22 protein-coding genes and 1 riboswitch are annotated in these 21941 nt (G+C 73.3%); of the genes, 12 read left to right on the top strand and 10 right to left on the bottom strand.

The genetic code is table 11. From position 1 onward, the window contains the following. The first annotated feature begins 7 nt into the window (after positions 1-7). From AC2AXK_RS08610 to cobA, 4 genes are all read left to right on the top strand, one after another. On the top strand, positions 8-1126 hold the full coding sequence (locus AC2AXK_RS08610; protein ID WP_484344961.1) for an ABC transporter substrate-binding protein: 1119 nt from the start codon (positions 8-10) through the stop codon (positions 1124-1126). Between the two features lie 5 nt (positions 1127-1131). Further along, positions 1132-1908, top strand: a complete 777-nt coding sequence (locus AC2AXK_RS08605; protein ID WP_484344960.1) for an ABC transporter ATP-binding protein — start codon at positions 1132-1134, stop codon at positions 1906-1908. After that, positions 1898-2809 (top strand): ABC transporter permease, encoded by a 912-nt coding sequence (locus AC2AXK_RS08600; RefSeq protein ID WP_484344959.1) that lies wholly within the window; start codon positions 1898-1900, stop codon positions 2807-2809. Before AC2AXK_RS08605 ends, AC2AXK_RS08600 begins: the two co-directional genes overlap by 11 nt. Positions 2810-2894: 85 nt before the next feature. Beyond that, on the top strand, positions 2895-4178 hold the full coding sequence (cobA, locus tag AC2AXK_RS08595; protein ID WP_484344958.1) for a uroporphyrinogen-III C-methyltransferase: 1284 nt from the start codon (positions 2895-2897) through the stop codon (positions 4176-4178). Positions 4179-4208: 30 nt separating this feature from the next. Here cobA and arfB read toward each other — a convergent pair whose 3' ends face one another. From arfB to AC2AXK_RS08575, 4 genes are read right to left on the bottom strand one after another with little or no spacing between them, the layout of a single operon-like run. After that, positions 4209-4688: an alternative ribosome rescue aminoacyl-tRNA hydrolase ArfB gene (gene arfB / locus AC2AXK_RS08590; protein ID WP_484344957.1), complete on the bottom strand. Its 480-nt coding sequence runs from the start codon at positions 4686-4688 to the stop codon at positions 4209-4211. Beyond that, complete coding sequence (locus tag AC2AXK_RS08585) at positions 4685-5473, bottom strand: sirohydrochlorin chelatase (protein ID WP_484344956.1); 789 nt, start codon at positions 5471-5473, stop codon at positions 4685-4687. The genes arfB and AC2AXK_RS08585 overlap by 4 nt, the downstream gene beginning before the upstream one ends. 17 nt (positions 5474-5490) lie before the next feature. Further along, positions 5491-6153 (bottom strand): LuxR C-terminal-related transcriptional regulator, encoded by a 663-nt coding sequence (locus AC2AXK_RS08580; RefSeq protein ID WP_484344955.1) that lies wholly within the window; start codon positions 6151-6153, stop codon positions 5491-5493. Further along, complete coding sequence (locus AC2AXK_RS08575; protein ID WP_484344954.1) at positions 6150-7553, bottom strand: ATP-binding protein; 1404 nt, start codon at positions 7551-7553, stop codon at positions 6150-6152. Before AC2AXK_RS08575 ends, AC2AXK_RS08580 begins: the two co-directional genes overlap by 4 nt. 146 nt (positions 7554-7699) lie before the next feature. Between AC2AXK_RS08575 and AC2AXK_RS08570 the strand changes: the two genes are divergently transcribed. Together AC2AXK_RS08570 and AC2AXK_RS08565 are read left to right on the top strand one after the other, a co-directional pair. After that, positions 7700-9106, top strand: a complete 1407-nt coding sequence (locus tag AC2AXK_RS08570) for a PspC domain-containing protein (RefSeq protein WP_484344953.1) — start codon at positions 7700-7702, stop codon at positions 9104-9106. Continuing rightward, on the top strand, positions 9103-9321 hold the full coding sequence (locus AC2AXK_RS08565) for a hypothetical protein (protein ID WP_484344952.1): 219 nt from the start codon (positions 9103-9105) through the stop codon (positions 9319-9321). Before AC2AXK_RS08570 ends, AC2AXK_RS08565 begins: the two co-directional genes overlap by 4 nt. 139 nt (positions 9322-9460) lie before the next feature. Here the strand turns inward: AC2AXK_RS08565 and AC2AXK_RS08560 are convergent, their stop codons facing one another. The 3 genes from AC2AXK_RS08560 to thiE form a co-directional block, all read right to left on the bottom strand. Then, positions 9461-10450 carry a hypothetical protein gene (locus AC2AXK_RS08560; RefSeq protein ID WP_484344951.1) on the bottom strand — a complete coding sequence of 330 codons (990 nt, stop codon included), beginning with the start codon at positions 10448-10450 and terminating at the stop codon, positions 9461-9463. A 77-nt stretch (positions 10451-10527) separates the two neighbouring features. Next, on the bottom strand, positions 10528-12108 hold the full coding sequence (guaA, locus tag AC2AXK_RS08555; RefSeq protein ID WP_484344950.1) for a glutamine-hydrolyzing GMP synthase: 1581 nt from the start codon (positions 12106-12108) through the stop codon (positions 10528-10530). Positions 12109-12142: 34 nt separating this feature from the next. Continuing rightward, the gene (thiE, locus tag AC2AXK_RS08550; RefSeq protein WP_484344949.1) at positions 12143-12862 is read right to left on the bottom strand and encodes a thiamine phosphate synthase; all 720 of its coding nucleotides are present in this window, start codon (positions 12860-12862) and stop codon (positions 12143-12145) included. A gap of 25 nt (positions 12863-12887) precedes the next feature. Further along, a riboswitch (TPP riboswitch) is annotated at positions 12888-12971 on the top strand. A 7-nt stretch (positions 12972-12978) separates the two neighbouring features. Here thiE and thiO point away from each other — a divergent pair. Genes thiO through AC2AXK_RS08535 form a run of 3 tightly spaced genes read left to right on the top strand, consistent with a single transcriptional unit; the run spans position 12979 to position 15193 of the window. Next, a complete protein-coding gene (gene thiO / locus AC2AXK_RS08545; protein ID WP_484344948.1) occupies positions 12979-14172 on the top strand; it encodes a glycine oxidase ThiO in 1194 nt (397 codons plus the stop codon). Then, entirely contained in the window at positions 14169-14396 is a 228-nt protein-coding gene (gene thiS / locus AC2AXK_RS08540; RefSeq protein WP_484344947.1) for a sulfur carrier protein ThiS, read from the top strand. The genes thiO and thiS overlap by 4 nt, the downstream gene beginning before the upstream one ends. Then, on the top strand, positions 14393-15193 hold the full coding sequence (locus AC2AXK_RS08535; RefSeq protein ID WP_484344946.1) for a thiazole synthase: 801 nt from the start codon (positions 14393-14395) through the stop codon (positions 15191-15193). The genes thiS and AC2AXK_RS08535 overlap by 4 nt, the downstream gene beginning before the upstream one ends. Positions 15194-15217: 24 nt before the next feature. Here the strand turns inward: AC2AXK_RS08535 and moeB are convergent, their stop codons facing one another. The 3 genes from moeB to AC2AXK_RS08520 all read right to left on the bottom strand — a co-directional run bounded on the left by moeB (position 15218) and on the right by AC2AXK_RS08520 (position 17537). Then, positions 15218-16453 (bottom strand): molybdopterin-synthase adenylyltransferase MoeB, encoded by a 1236-nt coding sequence (gene moeB, locus AC2AXK_RS08530; RefSeq protein WP_484344945.1) that lies wholly within the window; start codon positions 16451-16453, stop codon positions 15218-15220. A 76-nt stretch (positions 16454-16529) separates the two neighbouring features. Then, the gene (locus AC2AXK_RS08525; protein WP_484344944.1) at positions 16530-16874 is read right to left on the bottom strand and encodes a Fe-S oxidoreductase; all 345 of its coding nucleotides are present in this window, start codon (positions 16872-16874) and stop codon (positions 16530-16532) included. Positions 16875-17162: 288 nt separating this feature from the next. Beyond that, positions 17163-17537: a DUF3817 domain-containing protein gene (locus tag AC2AXK_RS08520; RefSeq protein WP_484344943.1), complete on the bottom strand. Its 375-nt coding sequence runs from the start codon at positions 17535-17537 to the stop codon at positions 17163-17165. 48 nt (positions 17538-17585) lie between these two features. On the opposite strand from AC2AXK_RS08520, the gene AC2AXK_RS08515 reads away from it, so the two are divergent. From AC2AXK_RS08515 to AC2AXK_RS08505, 3 genes are all read left to right on the top strand, one after another. Then, a complete protein-coding gene (locus tag AC2AXK_RS08515; protein ID WP_484344942.1) occupies positions 17586-19376 on the top strand; it encodes an ABC transporter ATP-binding protein in 1791 nt (596 codons plus the stop codon). Then, positions 19373-21115 (top strand): ABC transporter ATP-binding protein, encoded by a 1743-nt coding sequence (locus AC2AXK_RS08510; RefSeq protein WP_484344941.1) that lies wholly within the window; start codon positions 19373-19375, stop codon positions 21113-21115. The genes AC2AXK_RS08515 and AC2AXK_RS08510 overlap by 4 nt, the downstream gene beginning before the upstream one ends. Before the next feature lie 124 nt (positions 21116-21239). Beyond that, complete coding sequence (locus AC2AXK_RS08505; protein ID WP_484344940.1) at positions 21240-21935, top strand: YceI family protein; 696 nt, start codon at positions 21240-21242, stop codon at positions 21933-21935. Positions 21936-21941 lie beyond the last annotated feature (6 nt).

Here is a 21941-nt window from a genome sequence, read left to right as displayed (position 1 = left end):
GCGAGCCATGACACGCCCTCGACGGTCGAGCCGGCGCGGCCCGGCGGCGGCCGTGCTCGCCCTCGCGCTCGGTGTCCTGGCGCTCACCGGGTGCGCCACCACGGGCCGCCCGGCCAACGCGACCGAGTACACCGATCGCGGTGCGGCTGACGAGGTGCGCATCGGGTACTTTGCCAACGTCACGCACGCCCCCGCCCTCGTGGCGGACGTCGAGGGCTACTTCGCCGAGGCCCTCGGCCCGGACGTCGACATCACGGTGTCGACGTTCAACGCCGGGCCCGCAGCGGTCGAGGCCCTCCGGGGTGGCTCCATCGACATCGCCTACCTCGGACCGAACCCGGCTCTCACGGGGTACGTGACGACGAACGGCGCGCTGCTGCGGATCATCGCCGGCGCGGCCTCGGGTGGCGCACAGCTCGTCGTCGACCCCACGATCACGAGCATCGCGGACCTCGCGGGCACGAACCTCGCGACACCCCAACGGGGTGGCACCCAGGACGTCGCCGCACGCGCGTACCTTGCGGAGAACGGCTTGACCACCGACCTCAACGGCGGCGGCGACGTCGCTCTCATGCCGACCGCCAACGCCCAGGCGCTGCAGCTGTTCACGAGCGGTGAGATCGACGGCGCGTGGGTGCCCGAGCCCTGGGCGTCGCGCCTCGTCATCGAGGCCGGCGCCAGCGTCCTCGTCGACGAGAAGGACCTGTGGCCCGGCGGACAGTTCGTCACGACGAACGTCGTCGCCACCCAGCAGTTCCTCGGCGAGCACCCCGAGACCGTCGAGGCCGTCCTCGACGCGCACGTGCGCGCCGTCGACTGGATCGGTGCGCACCCGCAGGAGGCCGCCGCGGTCGTCAACGACGCCCTCGAGGAGACGGCCGGCAAAGCCCTGTCCGACGACGTCCTGACCCGGGCCTTCTCGAACCTCACCTTCACCCCGGACCCGCTCGCGGGGACGCTCGACACCCTCTTCACGGACGGGCTCGACGCGGGCACCACCCAGCTCCCGCTCGGCATCGACCCCGAGGGCGCCCTCGACGGGATCTACGACCTGCGGATCCTCAACCGGGTGCTCGGTGCCCACGGACACCCGGCCGTCAGCGCCGCCCACCTCGGCAAGGAATGAGCCGCATGACCACCTCCACCACCCTGCCCACGCCGCTGCGCAGCGACGCCGCCGTGCAGATCACCGGCGTCCACAAGCGGTTCGCCCCCGACGGACCCGCCGTGCTCGAGGGCATCGACCTGACGATCCGCCCCGGGGAGTTCGTCTGCCTGCTCGGCGCCTCCGGGTGCGGCAAGTCGACGCTGCTCAACATCATGGCCGGTCTCGAGAGGGCCACGAGCGGCACGGTCGAGGTGGCCGGTGACGGCGCCGCCCTCATGTTCCAGGAGGCCGCGCTCTTCCCGTGGCTCACCGCCGGCCAGAACGTCGACCTCGCACTCAAGCTCCGGGGCGTCGGCAAGAGCGAGCGGCGCCAGCGCGTCGGCGAGCTCCTCGGCATGGTCCACCTCGCCGGCGCGGCCGACAAGCGGGTCCACGAGCTCTCCGGTGGCATGCGCTCGCGCGTCGCGCTCGCTCGGGCGCTCGCCCAGGAGCGCGACGTGCTGCTCATGGACGAACCCTTCGCCGCGCTCGACGCGATCACGCGTGACCTCCTGCACGACGAGCTCGAGCGGGTGTGGAAGGCCACCGGTCGCACCGTCGTGTTCATCACCCACAACGTGCGTGAGGCCGTCCGCCTGGGCCAGCGCGTCCTGCTCATGTCGAGCCGGCCCGGGCGCATCGTCCAGGAGTGGGACGTCGAGGTCACCGGCGAGCGCAGCATCTCTGCACCCCAGGTCGCGAGGCTCGCGCACGAGATCACCAACGAGCTGCGCGAGGAGATCCGCCGCCATGCCCTCTGAGACCCTCACGAGCCCGGGGACCGGCAGCGGGCGCCCGGACGACACCCTCAGCTCCCTCGAGGCAGGGCTGGACGCGCTCCAGACGTCCTCCACGGCTCGGCCGAGCCGGTCCCGCAAGACCCTGCGTGCCGTCCTGCCGCTCGCGATCTCCGTGAGCGTCCTGCTCCTCGCGTGGGAGATCGCCTTCCGGCTCGGTCCGCAGGACGTCACGCAGTTCCCCCCACCCGCCCTCGTCGGGATGACGTTCCTGCGGCTCTGGGACGACGACACGGTCCTGGCTGCACTCACCACGAGCGTGGAACGCGGGGTCCTCGGGTTCCTCCTCGCCGCCATCATCGGCACACCGCTCGGGATCGTCGTCGCCCGCGTGGGCTGGATCCGTGCGTCGTTCGGTCCGCTCATCACGGGCCTGCAGGTGCTGCCGTCGGTCGCCTGGGTGCCCGCGGCAGTCATCTGGTTCGGACTCAGCGACGTGACGATCTACTCCGTCATCCTCCTCGGGGCGGTCCCGTCGATCATCAACGGGATCGTCGCGGGTGTGGACCAGGTGCCGCCGCTGTACCGCCGCGTCGGCCTCGTGCTCGGGGCCAACCCCGTCGAGCTCGTGCGGTACGTCATCCTCCCCGCCGCGCTCCCCGGGTACCTGGCCGGCCTCAAGCAGGGCTGGGCGTTCTCGTGGCGGTCCCTCATGGCCGCCGAGCTCATCGCCGTGGGTGGCGACATCGGGTTCGGGCTCGGGCAGCTGCTGCAGCAGGGGCGCGACCTCGGGGACATGTCCCGCATCTTCGTCGGGATCATCCTCATCCTCGTCGTCGGGATCGCAGTGGAGCTCCTCGTCTTCGCCCCCGTCGAGCGCGCCGTCATGCGCCGCCGCGGCCTCGTCGCGGACGGTGGACGCTGAACGCTGCCCTGCGGAGGGCGCCCGGCGGGATCGTCCTGCGGACCGTGCCGGACGCCCGGGCGGCGGGGCCGTAGTGTTCGGTGCCATGACGGACGCCGACCACACACCGGAGATCTTCCCCCTCGGCCTGCGACTGGCCGGACGCCGTGTCGTCCTCGTCGGCGGAGGGCTCGTCGCCGCTCGTCGCGCACGCTCGCTCGCGGACGCCGGTGCGTCCGTCGTGGTCGTCTCCCCCGCGCTCTGCGCACCGCTCGCCGAGCTCGTGGCGTCCGGCGCGGCCACCTGGGAGCACCAGCGGGAGTACCTCCCGGGGGACCTTGCCGGCGCATGGCTCGCCCACGCCGCGACCGGTGACCCCGAGGTCGACGCGCAGGTCGCGACGGACGCGGACGCCGGACAGGTGTTCTGCGTCGTGGCCGGGGACGCGGTGCGCGGCACCGCATGGGTGCCCGCGATCGCGCACGTCGACGACGTCGTGGTCGCCGTGACGTCCTCCTCCGCGAGCGAACGCAACCCGCGACGGTCCATCCGCGTCCGGGACGCCGTCGAGCGCGGGCTGCGGGACGGGACGCTGCCTGTGCGGCACGCGCCTGCCCGCCCTTCCGCCGCGCAGGCGCACTCCGCAGGCGCAGCCGACGCCGCCGCTCCCGCCCCCACCGGCTGGGTCGCGCTCGTCGGCGGGGGCCCCGGGCGGCTCGACCTGCTCACCGTCCGTGCCCGGGCGCTGCTCACCGCCGCGGACGTCGTCGTCATCGACCGGCTCGCACCGCGTGCCATCCTCGACGAGCTCCCGCCCGACGTCGACGTCATCGACGTCGGCAAGACCTCCGGGCTGCACCCGATCCCCCAGGAGCGGATCAACGAGCTGCTCGTGGAGCACGCGCTCGCCGGGCGCGGCGTGGTGCGCCTGAAAGGTGGCGACCCCTACGTGTTCGGGCGGGGCGGCGAGGAGCTCGACGCCTGCGAGGCCGCGGGCATCCCCACCGAGGTGGTCCCCGGGGTCACGAGCGCCATCTCCGTCCCCACCGCGGCCGGGATCCCCGTGACGCACCGCGGGCTCTCCCGCGGCTTCACCGTCCTCACCGGCCACGAGGACGTCGGCCGGGTGCCCGCAGCGCCCGACCACACGGTCATCCTCCTCATGGGCGTCGCGCACCTGCCTCTGACGACGGCCGGTCTCATCGCCAACGGGCGCGACCCGCAGACGCCTGCCGCGGTCGTCGAGGACGGGTACGGAGCGCGCCAGCGCACCACCGTCGGAACGCTCGGCACCATCGCCGAGATCGCGGTGGCGGCGGGGGTGCGACCGCCGGCGATCACCGTCGTGGGCGACGTCGTGCGCCGGTCACCGGCCTGGTGCGACCGCTAGCCCGCGCGCTTCTCCGGTCGTGGCGGGCACTCAGCCCTCGCCACGGCGGTGGTCTGCCGAGCGACCGGCCTTCGTCGCGGACCGCGACCGCTTCGCGACGAGCCGGCGCTCCACGGAGCCGCGGGTCGGGCGCGTCGCCCGCCGTGCACGAGGGGGCGGCGCGAGCGCCTCGCGGACGAGCTGCGCCAGCCGCTCTCTGGCCGCCATCCGGTTGCGCAGCTGGGCACGGTGCTCCGAGGCGGTGATCGTCACGCGCGCCCCGGCCCACCGTGCCGTGAGTCGGATGAGCACCCTCTCCCGCACCGCGTCGGGCAGTGCCGCGACCGTCGGGGAGGCGGCAGCGTCCCACACGAGCTCGACGCGGCTGTCCGCGGTGTTCACGCCCTGGCCGCCCGGGCCGGACGCGCGGGAGAACCGCCACGCGAGCTCCCTCGCCGGGATGCTCACACCTGCGGTGACGACCACCGGCGCGTCGACGCCACGACCGGCTGCGTCGGACGCGCGCGTCACGGGACGACCGGCTCCCCCGTCAGTGTCGCGGCAGCGGTGCGGTACCGGTCGACGACGACGTCCGCGAGGAAGGGGTGCGCGCCCAGGGGCGCCGTGACGATCTCAGCGCCCGCGCCTGCCAGCCTGTCGTGGAAGAACCCGGGCGCCAGGAGGTACGAGGCGATGACGACCCGACCGTGGTCACCGCCACCGCGCCCGGCACGCGCGAGATCCGCAGCGACCGCCACCCGGGGGGCAGCCGCCGAGCAGTACCCGACGCTCACCGGCCCGTCCCACCCCTCGGCGACGCCTGCGACGACCTCCTCGACGTCAGCCGCGGCGCGCGCGTCGGAGGATCCGGCTGCGGCGACGACGACGGCGTCCCCCGCCCGGGCGCCCGCCCCGACGAGGCGCTCGAGGAGGATCGCGGCGAGCCTGGGGTCAGGGCCGAGCGCGTTCGCCGCGACGGTGGGCGAACCCGCCGCCGCGCGCGCCGCCACCGCCTCGGCGATGTCGACGTGCACGTGGAACCCGCCGGAGAGCAGCACCGGGACGACGACGGCCGGTCGCCCGGGAGCCACCGACCCGAGCACCTCCTCGACCTGCGGATGCTGCACGTCCACGAAGGTCTGCAGCACCTCGACGCCCGGCAGCGACGCACGGACGTCCGCGACGATCTGGTCGACGACAGCGCGTCCCTGAGGATTGTCGGTGCCGTGCGAGCACGCGACGAGGACGGGCGCGCTCAGCGCGGCCGTGGGTGCAGCGGTCGGAGCCGCGACGGGTGCAGCGTTCTCGGAGGTCATCGCACCATCCTGCCGGATCACACGATGCGCCGGGCCGCGGCCCACCGCGTGAGCTCGTGCCGCGACGACAGCTGGAGCTTGCGCAGCACCGCGGAGACGTGCGTCTCGACCGTCTTGACGGAGATGAACAGCTCACCGGCGACCTCCCGGTAGGAATAGCCGCGGGCGATGAGACGCATGACCTCCTGCTCCCGTGCCGAGAGCCGGTCGAGCTCGTCGTCCGCGACCGCGAGGTCGGTCGACCCCGTACCGAAGGCGTCGAGCACGAAGCCCGCGAGCCGCGGCGAGAACACTGCGTCACCACTCCAGACGCTCTCGATCGCCGCGCTGAGCTCCGGCCCCGAGATCGCCTTCGTCACGTAGCCGCGTGCACCCGCCCGGATGACCGCGACGACGTCCTCCGCAGCGTCCGACACCGACAGCGCGAGGAACCGCGTCCCGGCGAGGAGGTCCGCCGAGCGGGTGAGGACCTCCGCGCCGCCGCCGCCCGCGCCCCCCGGGAGGTGGACGTCGAGCAGGACGACGGTGGGCAGGGTCGCGCGGATCGTCGCGACCGCGGTGTCCACGTCCGCGGCCTCCCCGACGACCTCGACCCGCGGGTCGAGGCTGGCTCGGACACCGGCCCGGAACATGTCGTGGTCGTCCACGAGCACCACCCGGATGCGCTCTGCGTCGGTCATGTGCTGCTCTCCTCGCGTACGTCGGGCTGCTCGTCCCCGGGTTGTCCGCCCGCCGCTCCCGACGGGACCTGGGCATCGGGGCCATTCTTCCCTGTGGCACCGCGTGCCCCGTCTCCCGGGTCGGCCAGCGGCATGCACAGCCGCACCTCGGTCCCCCGCTCGGGGGTGCATCGCACGCTCGCCTCGCCCCCCCGGCGCTGGACGCGCCCGATGATGGACTCCCGCACGCCGAACCGGTCCCGCGGGACGGCGGAGATGTCGAAACCGTCGCCCCGGTCGCGGATGAACACCTCGGCCCGCTCGGCGCTCACCTCGAGGTAGAGCGACACGGGAGGGCGTCCGTGCACCACGGCGTTGACGAGGCCCTCGCGCGTGGCCTGCAACAACGCGCTGGTCGCCTCGGAGGGAGCGCAGTCGCCGACCACCACCGTGTCGAGCGAGACCGGCTCGTCGCCGCCCGCGCGTTCGGTCAGGGTGTTCTCGACCTCGGCGACGAGCGCCCTGAGCTCCTCCGCGAGCGAGGTGCCCGCTGCCGGGCGGTCCCGGTAGAGCCACTCCCTCAGCTCACGCTCCTGGTTGCGTGCGAGCCGTGTCACCTCGCCGGGCCGGTCCGCGCTGCGCTGGATGAGCGCGAGGGTCTGGAGCACCGAGTCGTGCAGGTGGGCCGCGATGTCAGCCCGCTCGTTCGCCCGCTCCCGGGCCGCGCGTTCCTCGCCGAGCTCCCGCACGAGGCGCAGCCACCACGGAGCGAGGACCAGCCCCGTGCCCGCGAGCACCGCGAGCGCCGCGACCACTGCGGGCATGATCGCGGTCCCGGGCATGTCGTCGCTCACGAGGAGCAGCACACCGATGAGGACGAGCACGAGACCACCCGCCAGACGCAGCACCCCGTTGGGCGTCCGGCCGCCGGCCATCGTCAACCAGCGGCCTCGTTGGCGCTCGTCGAGCTGGCTCCAGGCGATCCCGGTGCCGATGAGGGCGACGACGACGGGCATGACCCAGGACCACTCGATCTGGACACCGGCCCGGTTGGCGACGAGAGCCGCCGCGGCGACGAGGAAGAGGGCGCCGACGAGGATGTCCCGGATCGGGAGCTGCGCCCACGCGCTCACCGGGCGCTCTTCGTGCGGGACCGGGGCCCGGGGCGCCAGACGCGCCCGCTCGGGCGACGGTTCCGGCGGTGCGTACGGGTCCCCGGTCGGGATCGTGAACCACAGGAAGCCGTACGCGAGGAAGCCGACCCCGCCAGCGACGCACAGGACGGCGGTCGCCAGGCGGACCGTGTGCACCGGGACACGCAGGTGCGCGGCGATGGCCAGGCAGACGCCACCGAGCAGCCTGCCGTTGGCAGGTCGCAGGAGCGGTGGTCGGGCGGGTGGGCCCGCGACAGGTGTGGTCACCGGACGATCGTCACACGAACCTCGTCGGGCCGTGGGCCTCCGCCCGCGATCTCAGGGCAGGCTCCGGGCTGTGCGCGTGAGGTCTCAGGGTCGTTTCAGGGTGACACCCGATGGTCACCGCGCCAGGAGCAGGCAAGGATCGGGACATGGACAGCACAGGAACACCCGCACCAGGATCGGGGGCCGACACGCCCCCTCCGCCAGCAGGCCACGACAGGTTCGACGACTTCTTCGACTCCATCCGACGCACAGGGATCACCCGCGGTGACGACCGGTGGATCGGGGGCGTCGCGTCAGGGGTGGCCGCACGTCTCGGCGTCGACCCGCTCCTCGTGCGGGCGCTGCTCGGCGTCCTCGGCATCGCTACCGGCGTCGGGCTCATCCTCTACGCCGCGGGGTGGGCGCTGCTCCCCGAGCGTTCGGACGGTCGCATCCACCTGCAGGAGGCCGTCCACGGTCGCTTCGACGCAGCCCTCGCCGGCTCGGCGATCATGCTCATCCTCGGGTTCAGCGACCGGCCGGGTGCGTGGGGGAACTCCGGGAACGGGTGGTTCGACGCGGTCTTCTGGGTGGCGCTCTCCGGGTTCACGATCTACCTCGTCGTCGCGTACGTGCAGAACCGCTCCGCCAACGGTGCACGTCCGCGCGGGTCGGCAGGCACGACCGGCGCGGAGACGGGCTCCGGCGGCTGGACCGTCACCGGATGGACGAGCGGGCAGGGCTGGTCGAACGGTCAGACCTGGTCCGACGACGAGCTCCACGGGCACGGCGCCGGTGCACCCGCACCCGGTGGCACCGGACAGCAGCCACCGGTCAACCTGTCGAAGTCGACCCCGGCGAGTGCGAGCGCGGTCGAGCAGGCACCCGCCCGCCACGGCGCCGGCGCGGCGGCGGTGTCGCTCGTCCTCGGACTGGGCACCCTCACCTACGTGGGGTTGCGCCTCGCCGAACGGGCGGGCCGCCTCGACGTCGACGGTGGGCTCATCACGATCTCGCTCATCGCCGTCGCCGTGACGCTCGTGCTCGCGGGCCTCGCGATCATCGTCGCCGGGGTGCTCGGCCGCACGAGCGGCGGCCTCGGCGTCCTCGCGGTCCTCGGGATCCTGCTGGCCGTCGGCGTCGGCTCCTGGTCGACGGAGCTCGACCTGCGCACGGCCACCCGCTCGGGGGTCGGTGACGAGCGGTTCGCCCCCACGACCACGGGTGAGGCGCAGGACGGGTACGCGATGGGCATCGGCGACATGGTCCTCGACCTCACCGACCTCGACCTCGACCCGGGCGACGCGGTCCGCATCCCGGTCCAGATGGCGGTCGGCCAGCTCACCGTCATCCTTCCCGAGGACCCGTCGGCGTCGGCCGAGGTGGCTGTCCGCGCGGGCCAGGTCGAGTGGGTGATCGGCGACGAGGACCACCGACAGGAGCGCAGCGTCGGGGGCCTCGGGATCAGCTCGGCAACCTTCGAGACGCGGGACGTCGCCGACGGCGAGGACGCGCAGATCCACCTGGAGATCAGCCACGGCGTGGGCAACGTCATCATCAAGGAGGACTCATGAGCGGCACGAGCAGCACGCGACCGGCGACGTCCCGTCCCGGGGTCGCCGTACCGACCCTCATCTGGGGCGTGTTCGTCGCCCTCGTCGGGGCAGGTTTCCTGGCGCGCCTCCTCGGCGCGGAGTTCGACGAGGAGCTGGCGCTCATCATCGCGCTCGCCGCGGCCGGCGCCGCGCTCGTGGGAGTGTCGGTCGCGAAGGCGGTCCGGCGACGCTGACGCGCAGGGCGCGACGCTGATGCGCAGGGCGCGACGCTGACGCGCAGCCCGCGACGCCGCACGTCGCGCGAGCACCGGCAGGAACGAGGACGGGCACCGGGGGTCTCCCCCGGTGCCCGTCCTCGTCGTCGGGCGTCCCTCAGCTGCCGGACGAGCCTCGCGCGTCGTCGGCCGGCGGGACGCGGTCGGCGGGCGACGCCCATCCGGCCGGGCGCCCGTCCGTCTCCGGCCGTCCCACACCATCGGGCCGGGAGCCCTCGGCGGACGAGTCCTCCGCGGAGACCGCGGGCTGGACGGCGGTCGCGTCGGACGCCGACGCGGCAGTGGCCGGCCGCAGGCCCGCCGGTGCGGGAGATGAACCGATGCGGTCGGTGCGGCTCAGCCGGACCGGGTCCTCGCGCGGGGCGACGGGAGTCGCACCCGTGGCGGGGGCGGCGTCGTGCTGGGACGCGGCCCGGCCCGAGGCCGGGACGATCGGCGTGGCGGTCGTGGACGGTGCCGCGTCGGAGCGCTGTGCGGCCGGCGTCGTCACAGACGACGCGATGGGTCCGCTGCGCCGCGTCCCGGGCTCCTTGCTCGCCTCGGCCGGCAGGCCGGCCTCGTGGCGCGTGCTGTCCGCACGCGACGTGTCGGTGCGTGCCGAGCGGCCGCCGCGGTCACCGCCGTCACGGTCGTCCGAGGTCTCGACGACGACCGGCGGTCCACCGGCCATACGGCGCAGCGCCCACCCGTTGATGATGAAGAGGATCCCGAGGCCCATGACGAGGGCCGCCACGCCGAACGACACGACCGACGTGAAGAGCGACGCTCGCAGGAACGACGCGTTCATCACCGTCTCGCGCCGCTCGTCGCCCTGCCCGAGCTCCGCGTACGTGTTGCCGTCGGACGCCTCGAGAGCGTGCTTGTTGATGACGTCAGCCTGGGCGAAGGCCGAGAACGGGTCGTTGACCTTCTTCCCCGCGAGGAAGGACGCGTCCTCGGAGACGGTGATCTCCTCGTCCGCCAGCTTGTCCGCGACCGCCCACCACGTGATGCCACCCGCGATGAGGAGGACCACTCCCGCGATGAGCGTCAGCAGCCCGACGACCCCCACACCCTTGCTCTGCCTGATCGTGACCTTGCTCGCCATCGTGCACTCCTTCGTTGGTCGTGCCTGCATGCTCTCTGTCCCACCGTAGCGAGAGGGCTACGGATGCGGGCGGTGAGTCACTCCCACTCGATGGTGCCCGGTGGCTTGCTCGTGACGTCCAGGACGACACGGTTGACGTCCTTGACCTCGTTGGTGATGCGCGTGGAGATGGTCGCCAGCACGTCGTACGGCAGGCGGGTCCAGTCGGCTGTCATCGCGTCCTCGGAGGACACGGGACGCAGGACGATGGGGTGCCCGTAGGTGCGCCCGTCGCCCTGCACGCCGACGGACCGCACGTCGCCGAGCAGCACGACGGGGCACTGCCAGATCTCCCGGTCGAGGCCGGCGCGCGTGAGCTCCTCGCGGGCGATCGCGTCCGCGGCACGGAGGATCTCCAGCCGCTCGCCGGTGACCTCTCCGACGATCCGGATCCCGAGGCCGGGCCCCGGGAACGGCTGGCGCCAGACGATGCCCTCGGGCACGCCGAGCTCGAGGCCGACGGCCCGCACCTCATCCTTGAACAGGGTGCGCAGCGGCTCCACGAGGGAGAACTGCAGGTCGTCAGGGAGCCCGCCGACGTTGTGGTGGCTCTTGATGTTCGCAGCACCCTCACCACCGCCGGACTCGACGACGTCCGGGTAGAGCGTGCCTTGCACGAGGAACTTCACCTCGTCACCGTGCGCGCCCGCGTCGGCGACGACCTCGCGTGCGGCGTCCTCGAACACCCGGATGAACTCACGGCCGATGATCTTGCGCTTCGTCTCGGGGTCGCTCACCCCGGCGAGCGCCTGGAGGAAACGCTGCTGGGCGTTGACGACCTTGAGCTGCACGCCGGTGGCGTCGACGAAGTCCTTCTCGACCTGCTCGGCCTCACCGGCCCGCAGCAGACCGTGGTCGACGAACACGCAGGTGAGCTGGTCTCCGACGGCCTTCTGCACGAGCGCGGCAGCCACGGAGGAGTCGACCCCGCCGGAGAGGCCACAGATGACCCGGGCGTCGCCCACCTGCGCGCGGATGATCTCGACCTGGTCGGCGATGACGTTGCCGGGCGTCCAGTCGGGTGCGAGCCCGGCGCCGCGGTAGAGGAAGTTCTCGATCGCCTTCTGGCCGAGGGGCGAGTGCCTGACCTCGGGGTGCCACTGCACGCCGTAGAGGTGACGCTCCGTGTCCTCGAACGCGGCCACGGGCGAGCCGGCCGACGTCGCGAGGACCTCGAAGCCCTCGGGGGCGGAGTGCACGGCGTCGCCGTGGCTCATCCACGTCGTCTGCTGCTCGGGCGATCCCTCGAGGAGGGAACCGGGGTGGTTGATCTCGACGAACGTCCCGCCGTACTCGGACAGGCCGGTCTGGGCGACGGATCCGCCGAGCGCCTTGGCCATCGCCTGGAAGCCGTAGCAGATGCCCAGGACAGGGACGCCGGCGGTGAACAGCTCAGGGTCGACGAACGGGGCGCCCGTGGCGTAGACGGACGACGGGCCGCCCGAGAGGATGATCGCCGCCGGGTCCTTCGCGAGCATCTGCTCGACCGTGAAGGTGCTGGGGACGATCTCGGAGTACACGTTGGCCTCGCGGACACGGCGCGCGATGAGCTGGGCGTACTGGGCACCGAAGTCCACGACGAGGACGGGGCGCGGCAAGGAGGTTGGGGTCTGCGTCACGACCCCAGGATAGTCGGCGCACGTCGGGCGGGGTTCAAGCGCCCACGACGGCGGCCCGGATCCTCCTCGTCGCGTCCGCGGGGTCGCTCGCGTCCGTGATCGCCCGGACCACGACGACGCGGCGCGCACCGGCGTCGAGGACGGGTCGCAGCGTCGTGAGGTCGATCCCGCCGATCGCGAACCAGGGCGTCGTCGGGGCGAGGCGTGCGACGTCCCGCACGGCGTCCACGCCGACGGCGGACCGGCCAGGCTTCGTCGGAGTGGCATGGACCGGGCCGACGCAGAAGTAGTCGACGTCCGGGTCGGCGTCCGCTGCTACGGCCTGCTCCCCGCCGCGTGTGGAGCGTCCGATGCCGACGGACGGGCCGACGAGGCCGCGCGCGACGGTGACCGGCAGGTCGCGCTGGCCGGTGTGCAGGATCTGCGCTCCTGCCGCTGTCGCCACGTCGGCGCGGTCGTTGACGGCGAGCAGCGCGCCCTCCTCCTCGGTGAGGGCGGCCATGAGCGCGAGCAGCTCGAGCTCCTCGACGACGTCCAGGGACCGGTCCCGCAGCTGGATGACGTCGACACCGGCCCGCAGCACGGTGCGGACGAACGCCGCGAAGTCCGCCCGGTCGCCGCGGTCCGCGCGCGCGTCGGTGCACAGGTACAGCCGGGCGTCGGCCAGGCGGCGGCGCACGGACGCGCGGGCCGCGAGAGAGCCCGTGGCGCTGTCGTCGGGCAGGGGGGCCGCGCCGTGCTCCGTGAGCGTCATGGGGCGTGAGTGTACTGTGGCTGACGCACGGGAGCCCCGCACACGGCGGGGCTGAGAGGGCGTCACGCCGACCGTCGAACCTGCTCTGGGTCATGCCAGCGAAGGGAGCACAGCGCATGCGCGCACCTGTCGATCGGTCCACGCCCGCTCGCGCCACGACGAGCGACGTCCTCGTCGTGGGGCTCGGCATCATCGGTGCCACGGCCGCATGGCGCGCCCTGCGCGCAGGCCTCACCGTCACCTGCCTCGATCCGGCGCCCGGCACCGGCGCCACCCACGCTGCGGCCGGGATGCTCGCACCGGTCACCGAGGCGAGCTTCGGTGAGGAGTCGCTCACCGAGCTCTGTGTCGCGTCCGCCCGGCGGTGGCCGGCCTTCGCGGCGGAGCTCGAGGACGCGACGGGCAGCCCCACCGGACTGCAGGCGTGCGGCACGCTGTCCGTGGCGTACGACCAGGCCGACGCCGCGCAGGGCAGGCGGCTCGCGGAGCTCCACCGGGCGCTCGGCCTGACCTCCGAGGAGCTCACCGTCTCCCAGGCACGGGAGGAGGAGCCGTTCCTCGGCGGCCGCCTCTCCGGCGCGTACCGGGTGGCCGGCGACCACCAGGTCGACCCCCGTGCGACCCACGCCGCGTTGCTCACGGCTCTCACGGGCTCTGGTGCGGGCAGGCGGACCGCGACCATCGTGCGGCACGAGGCCGCGCGCCTCCTGCGCTCACCGTCCGGCGCCGTCGTCGGCGCCGAGGACCGCGCAGGCGGGACCCACCACGCCGGCGTCGTCGTGCTCGCCGCAGGTGCGGCGTCGGGCGGGCTGCTGGGCGACGTCCCCGAGGTCGTGCTGCCGACCCGGCCGGTCATGGGCGAGGCGCTCCGGCTCGACGCGCGCGGGACGGGCTTCGGGCTGCGCCACGTCGTGCGCGGGACGGTCCAGCTGCGCCCGGTCTACGTCGTGCCACGGCCCGGCGGGGAGGTGGTCGTGGGTGCGACGAGCGAGGAACGCGACGTGCCCACCGCCACGGCCGGTGGGGTCCACGCGCTCCTGCGGGACGCGCGGGCACTCGTCCCGGGCATCGACGAGCTCACGTTCGTCGAGGTCACCGCGCGGGCCCGTCCCGGGACGCCGGACAACCTGCCCCTCATCGGCCGGACGTCCGTGCCCGGCCTCGTCGCCGCGACCGGCCACCACCGCAACGGCGTCCTGCTCACCCCGCTCACCGCAGACCTCCTCGACGACCTGTTCGCGGGCCGACACGGCAGTCCTCCCCCCGCGGTCGATCCCCTCCGCTTCGCGCTCACCGGAGCGGACCGATGACCCGCGGATCGATCATCGTCAACGGTGAGGAGCGGGCGCTCGCCGGGCTCACCGACCTCCGGTCCCTCGTCGCGCTCTACGCGCCGGCCTGCGCGTCGGACGGTGCACCGAGCGGCGTCGCGGTCGCCATCAACGACCACGTCGTCCCCCGGGGACGGTGGGCGGGCACCGGGCTCACCGTCGGGGACCGCGTCGAGATCGTCACGGCGGTGCAGGGCGGATGACCGAGGAGCCTGACGCGTTCGTCGTCGCGGGAGTCACGTTCACGTCCCGCCTCGTCATGGGCACCGGCGGGGCACCGAACCTCCTGCACCTCGAGGAGGCGCTCGTCGCCTCCGGGACCGAGCTCACGACGGTCGCGATGCGCCGCGTGAGCACGCCGCAGCCGGGTGCTGCGGGCGGCGGCACGGTGTGGGACCTGCTCGCTCGCCACGGCATCCGACCCCTGCCCAACACCGCGGGATGCTTCAACGCCCGCGAAGCCGTGCTCACCGCCGAGCTCGCCCGCGAGGCGTGCGGGACACCGTGGGTCAAGCTCGAGGTCCTCGCGGACGACGTCACGCTCCTGCCGGACCCCATCGAGCTCGTCCGGGCCGCGGACGAGCTCGTCCGGGCGGGCTTCGTCGTCCTGCCGTACACCAACGACGACCCGGTGCTCGCACGCAAGCTCCAGGACGTGGGCTGCGCTGCCGTCATGCCGCTGGGCGCCCCGATCGGGTCGGGCCTCGGGATCCTCAACCCGCGCAACATCGCCGCGATCGCCGACTGGTCCTCCGTGCCCGTCATCCTCGACGCCGGGATCGGCACCGCCTCCGACGCGGCGCTGGCGATGGAGCTCGGGTGCGACGCGGTCCTGCTCGCGTCCGCCGTGACCCGGGCCGCGGACCCGGTGCGCATGGCCCGCGCGATGCGGCTGGCCGTGGACGCCGGGCGGCTCGCAGCCGGAGCCGGCCGGATCCCGCGCAGGGAGCAGGCGCTCGCGTCCTCCCCCACGACCGGGCTGCTCGACCTCGCGCTGTAGCGGCCCGCCGCCCACCGGGCCTGGTCAGTACACGGGCAGCCCGGGGTCGACCTCGTGCACCCACGCGAGGACGCCACCGGTGACGCTGCGCGCGTCCAGACCGCGCTCGCGCGCCGCCTCGGTCACCGCGAGCGAACGACCGCCCATCTTGCAGTAGAACGCCACCGGCCGGTCTCTCGGGAGAGCATCGAGCCCTCCGCCCGCGAGCAGCTCGTCCATGGAGACGTGGACGGACCCGGGGATCGCGACGATCTGACGCTCGTAGGCCTCCCGGACGTCGACGACGAGGACGTCGTCGCCCGTCGCGAGCATCGTGGCGAGCCGGGCGGCGCTCAGCTCGATGCCGTCGTCGGCCCTCGCGTCGTCCGTCGTCGCGGCCGGCGGGAGCCCGCAGAGCACCTCGTAGTCGACCAGCGCGACAACGGGCACGAGGTCGGGGTCCGGGTGGACGGTGAGCTGGCGCCACGTGAGCTCGAGCGCGTCGTAGACGGCCAGTCTGCCCAGGAGCGGGCGACCCGCGCCCGTGATGAGCTTGACCGCCTCGGTGACCATGACCGAGCCGACGGTCGCGCACAGCGCACCGAGCACCCCACCCTCCGCGCAGCTGGGGACGGAACCAGCCGGGGGCGGCGTCGGGAAGAGGTCTCGGTAGGTCACCGGCTCGACGCCTTCGGGCGGAGCAGCCCAGAACACGCTCGTCTGACCGTGGAACTGGAAGATCGAACCCCACACGTACGGGATCCCGAGCAGCGCGCACGCGTCGTTGACGAGATAACGGGTCGCGAAGTTGTCGGCGCCGTCGAGCACGAGGTCGTACTCCCGGAAGATCTCGAGCGCGTTCCCGGCATCGAGGCGCACCGGGTGCGTCCGCACGTCGACGTGGGGGTTGAGCGAGCGGATCCTGTCCCGGGCCGAGTCCACCTTGGGCCGGCCGACGTCGGCGACGGTGTGGATGACCTGGCGCTGGAGGTTCGAGGTGTCGACGACGTCGTCGTCGACGATCCCGAGCGTCCCCACGCCGGCCGCAGCGAGGTAGAGCAGGGCGGGACTGCCCAGGCCCCCGGCTCCCACGACGAGGACACGCGCGTTCTTCAACCGGCGCTGCCCGCTCGTGCCGAGGTGGGGCAGGCTCAGGTGCCGCGCATACCGGGCGAGCTCGGCGGGCTCGAGAGGGGCGGACTCGGCGACGAGCGGCGGGAGGGCGGCCGTCGGGCCGTCGGTCGCGCGACGGGCTGCGCTGCCTGGCGTGGTGTCGGTCATCGAGGCCCCAATCGGCAGGGAGGAGTCCTGCGACTCTACCGAGCGGGGCGCGTCACAGACCGCGCCGTGACCGCGGTCACGCGCACGTGTAGTCGCCCTCCTCGAGCCCTGCGGCCTCCTCGAAGTAGTTGCCGCACGGGTCCACACCGGCGGTGACGTAGAGGAGGGCGAACGTCGGACCGAAGAGCTGCCACTGGTGCACGTGCTCGCGCTCGTGCGCGATGAGGTCGCGGCCGAGGTCCTCGCGGGACCGCCTGGTGAGGTAGGTGTCCCCGTACGTCGTCCCACCGCGCAGGACGAAAGGGACGTCCACGTCGAAGCAGACCCACAGGGCCTGCTGGATCTCGCACGTGCCCCCGTTGAGGACGGCCGCGACCCGCTGATGGAGGCCCGCCACCGCGGCGAGCCCCGTGCGGGACACGCGACAAGCCCACGCACCCGCCTCCGCCGGACCGTCCGGGCAGAGATAGCCCGCGTACGGCCCCGACCGGTAGTCAGGCGGGTCGTGCGAGGTCGCAGCGTCGTCCGGAGGCGGGTCCGCCCGGGCGGACCCGTCGACCGACCACCCAGGGGCGAGGGCCGGTCCGCCTTCCTGCACGGGCCCGTCCGCCGCGATCCCGGCAGCGAGCAGCGCGGGAAGGACGCCGACGAGGCGTCGGGCACGCCCGCCCCCAGCGCACGCGCTCCCCCCGCGCCGATGCACGAGCGGTCACCCGTTGCGAGCGGCGGCGATCCTCGCCTCGGCGTCCCGGTGCACGCGCCGCTCGACGACGAAGGACAGGACGGGCACGACACCACCGAGCACGAGCACCGCGAGCCGTGACACGGGCCAGCGCATCTTGCTCCACAGGTCGACGACGGTGACGAGGTAGACGACGTAGATCCACCCGTGGGCGAACGGGATCCACGCGATCCATCTGGCCGAGTCGTCGCTGATCTGCACGAGGTAGACGAGCACCATCTCGACGACGAGGAGCAGCAGCATGACACCGGTGACGTACGCCATGACCCGGTAGCGCGTGAGGGCGCCCTCCGCGGCGCGGATGATCTTTGCGCGCGGATCGACCGCAGGTGCTGACGTCATGAGGACCTCCCCGAATATTCCGTCGCTCCGTGTCGGAGCCACGACGTAATGTTACTGACCGTGCTTTCGCTCCCCCGCCCGGACCCCGGGACACCGCCGTCCTCGTCCCCCACCCGCTTCCTGCTCTGGCTCGCGCGCCAGCAGCGGGGGATCCTCGCTGGCTCCATCGCCCTCGGGATCCTCACCTTCCTCGCCTCCGCCGTCTCACCGTTCGTCCTCGGCCGCGCCCTCGACGAAGGGCTCGAGAAGGGCGTCGGCCCCGAGCTCCTGCGCTGGGCCGCCCTCATGCTCGCAGCCGGCCTCACCCAGGTGGTCGCCGGCGCCGTCGGGCACCGGCTCGACGTGCAGAACTGGCTGCGCGCAGCGTTCGCGACCACCCAGCTCGTCACGCAGACCGTGGGACGCAGCGGCGACGCCGTCACCGCCACGATCCCCACGGGCGAGGTCGTGGCGACCGTCGCGACCGACACCAAGCGGCTCGGCGAGTTCTTCTTCAACTGCGCCCGCCTCATCGGTTCCCTCGTGGCGTACGCCGCCGTCGCCGTCCTCATGCTCGTCACGTCACCCGTGCTCGGCGTCGTCGTCGTCGTCGGGCTGCCGCTCGTCGCCGGGATCCTCGGCCTGCTCGTCAAGCCCCTGCACCGCCGCCAGTCGGTGCACCGCGAAGCCTCCGGCGCGCTGACCACCCTCGGAGCGGACACCGTCTCCGGGCTGCGGATCCTGCGCGGCATCGGCGGTGAGAGCGTCTTCACCGACCGGTACCGCGAGCGCTCGCAGGAGGTCCGGCGAGCCGGGGTCCGGGTCGCGCAGACGCAGTCCTACCTCGATGCGCTCCAGGTGCTGCTCCCGGGGCTCTTCGTCGCCCTCGTGCTGTGGCTCGGCGCGCACCAGGCCCTCGAGGGCACCATCACGGGCGGTCAGCTGGTGACCTTCTACGGGTACGCCGCATTCCTCACGTGGCCCCTGCAGAACCTCACGCAGTCGCTGCAGATCACGACGCGCGCCGTGGTCGCCGTCCGCAAGATCTCGGCGGTGCTCGCCGTCGTGCCGTCGACCGGCGCCCAGCCGGGCACGGCCACCGCGCCGCCCCCCGGCGCGCCGCTCCTCGACACGGTGACGGGCATCGAGCTGCGCCCGGGGCGCCTCGTCGCGCTCGTGAGCGTGGACCCGGACGAGTCCGCCGCGGTCGCGACCCGGATGGGCCGGTTCGACGACACCGCCGAGGCCGCGACGCCCGTCCTCCTGGGAGGCGTGCTCCTGCGCGACCTCGACAAGGCCGTCGTCCGTGAGCGGATCGTCGTCGCGGAGGCCACGACCCAGCTGTTCTCCGGCGTGCTGCGCGACGAGCTCGACGTGCGTGACCGCGCGAGCGACGAGGAGATCCTCGCCGCTCTGCACGTCGCCGACGCCCAGGACGTGCTCGACTCGACGCCGGGCGGGCTCGCCGGTGAGCTCCCCGAGAAGGGCCGGTCGTTGTCCGGGGGCCAACGACAGCGCGTCGCCCTGGCGCGCGCTCTGCTGACGCGGGCCGAGCACCTGCTCCTCATCGAACCCACGAGCGCCGTCGACGCCCACACCGAGGCGCGGATCGCCGACCGGCTCGCCGCGGCACGGCAGGGGTTGTCGACTCTTGTCGTCACCGCGAGCCCCCTCGTCCTCGACCACGTGGACGAGGTCCTCGTCCTGCGGGACGGCGCCGTCGTCGCCAGGGGGACGCACCGCGAGCTGCTGACCGGCACGGAGCCGTCCCACGCCTACTACCGCGGCGTCGTCGGGCGTGGCCTCGACGAGGACACCGAACCTGTCTCCGCCGTTCGTATCGACAAGGAGCTCTCATGAGCAGCGTGCTGCTTCCCGTGGCCGACAGCGCCACCGTCCGGCGCCACACCGCCGGACTCCTGCGGCAGCACGGCAGCCGGCTCGCGCGCGTCGTCGTCCTGCACACGTGCGCGGCGGTGGCGGGCCTGGCCGGCCCGTTCCTGCTCGGCAGGCTCGTCGACGCCGTGACACAGGGCACGACGGCGACGTACGTCAACCGCACGGTGCTCGTGCTCGTGCTCGCCGTCGTCGCGCAGTCGGTGCTCATCCGGTTCGCGCAGCGGGGCGCGATGGTCTTCGGAGAGACCGTGTTCGCGGGCCTGCGCGAGGACTTCCTCGTCACCGTCACCGAGCTCCCGCTGTCCACGGTGGAGAAGTCCGGCACCGGTGACCTGCTCGGCCGGACGACGAACGACGTCGACCTCATCCAGCACGCGGTGCGGTTCGGTGTCCCCCGCATCCTCGTCTCGATCGTCACCGTGCTGCTGACGATCGTGGCAGCGTTCTTCGCCGCTCCGCACGTCGCCGTCGCGCTCCTCGTCGGGACGCCCATCTTCGTTCTCGTCGGACGGTGGTACCTGCCCCGCGCCGCGCCGGCCTACCGGCGCGAGTCGGCCGCCTACGCGACGATCAACGGCACCGTGTCCGAGTCCGTCGAGGGTGCGCGCACCGTCGACGCGCTCAACCTCGCCGACCGCCGCCGGCGGCGCGTCCGTTCCGACCTGTCCGAGGCGTTCGAGGCCGAGCGCCAGACCCTCAAGCTCCGCACCGTGCTCATCCCCGGGATGGACAGCGCGTTCATGATCGCACCGGTGGCCGTGCTCCTGTGGGGCGCGTACATGATCTCCACGGGCAACGCGAGCGTCGGAGCGGTCACCACCGTCGTGCTCTACGCCTCACAGCTCATCGGCCCGATCTGGGAGCTCATCTTCTGGCTCGACGAGACGCAGGTCGCCGCGACCTCGCTCTCCCGGATCATCGGCGTGGGCCTCGTCGAGCGCGACCGGGAAGCCGGGGACGCCGTTCCGCAGGACGAGCACATCGTCGCCACCGGCGTGCGGTACGCCTACCGGGAGGGGCACGACGTCCTGCACGGGATCGACCTCGACCTCGCTGTCGGGGAGCGCCTCGCGGTCGTCGGGCCGTCCGGTGCGGGCAAGTCCACGCTGGGTCGGATGCTCGCGGGGATCCACCCGCCCACCGGTGGTGCGGTGACCGTCGGCGGCGTCCCCCTCGTCGAGCTGCCCCTCGAGGACCTGCGCCGTCACGTCGCTCTCGTCACCCAGGAGCACCACGTGTTCGTCGGCACGCTCGCGGCGAACCTGCGCCTGGCGGACGTCACGGCCGACGACGCCGCACTGCTCGAGGCGCTCGACGCGGTCGACGCGCTCGGCTGGGTCACCGCACTCCCGGACGGCCTCGGCACGGAGGTCGGCTCCGGCGGGCACGTGCTCACCCCGGCGCAGGCCCAGCAGGTGGCGCTCGCGCGCCTCGTCCTGCTCGACCCGCACACCCTCGTCCTCGACGAGGCCACGTCGCTGCTCGACCCGCGAGCGGCCCGGCACCTGGAGCGCTCGCTCAACGCCGTGCTCACGGGCCGGACCGTCGTGGCGATCGCGCACCGGCTGCACACCGCGCACGACGCCGACCGCGTGGCCGTCGTCGACGCCGGCCGGATTTCCGAGATCGGTTCGCACGACGAGCTCGTCGCGGCGGACGGCGAGTACGCGCGGCTGTGGCACAGCTGGCAGCAGGCGTGAGCATGCACGGCCGCCGGGCCCCGGACCGGCGGCCGTGCCACGCTGTGTGCGGTGGGTCTCAGCGAAGTCCCAGTTCCACATGCCGTACTAGTGGCTCAACCGTCTCGCGCCCTGGAGCCTGCTCGTGAACAGAAAGCTCGTCATCGTCCTCGTGGCCGCGGTGCTCGCCGTCCTCGCCGTCGTGGCGGGCACGGCTCTGTACGCGCAGATCCAGAACGACAAGGCGCCGGACGAGCTGAGCCTGTCCCCGACCGACGACGCGTCGGCGGACCCGGACGCCCCCAGCACCCCGCCCCTGTCCGCCGAGAGCCTCGCGGGCGACTGGACCGTCGCGGCCACGTCACGGGCCGGGTACCGGGTCGACGAGGTGCTCAACGGCCAGGACGTCACGGTCGTCGGGCGGACGGACGACGTCTCGGGCACGCTCACGGTCGAGGGCACCGAGCTCACCGCCGCGGAGGTCACGGTGGACATGACGACCGTGACGACCGACTCGGACTCCCGCGACGGGCAGTTCCTCGAGATCCTCCGGACGGACGACTTCCCGACGGCGACGTTCACCCTCACCGAGCCCGTGGACGTCGCCGGGATCACCGAGGGCATGGTGACCGGCGAGGCCCGCGGCGCCCTGACGATCGCCGGCCAGACGCAGTCGGTCACGGTCTCCCTCGAGGCGCAGACCACGGCGGAGGGCACGGTGGAGGTCTCGGGCCAGATCCCCGTGACGTTCTCGGACTACGGCATCGAGGCGCCCGACCTCGGCTTCGTCAAGGTCGAGGACTCCGGCGCCGTGGAGATGCTGCTCGTCCTCACGCGCTGACGCGGT

The sequence above is a fragment of the Sanguibacter sp. Z6_81 genome (assembly GCF_057180625.1).
Note: the sequence above shows the minus strand (reverse complement) of the source record. Positions and strands in the feature narration are given on the sequence as shown.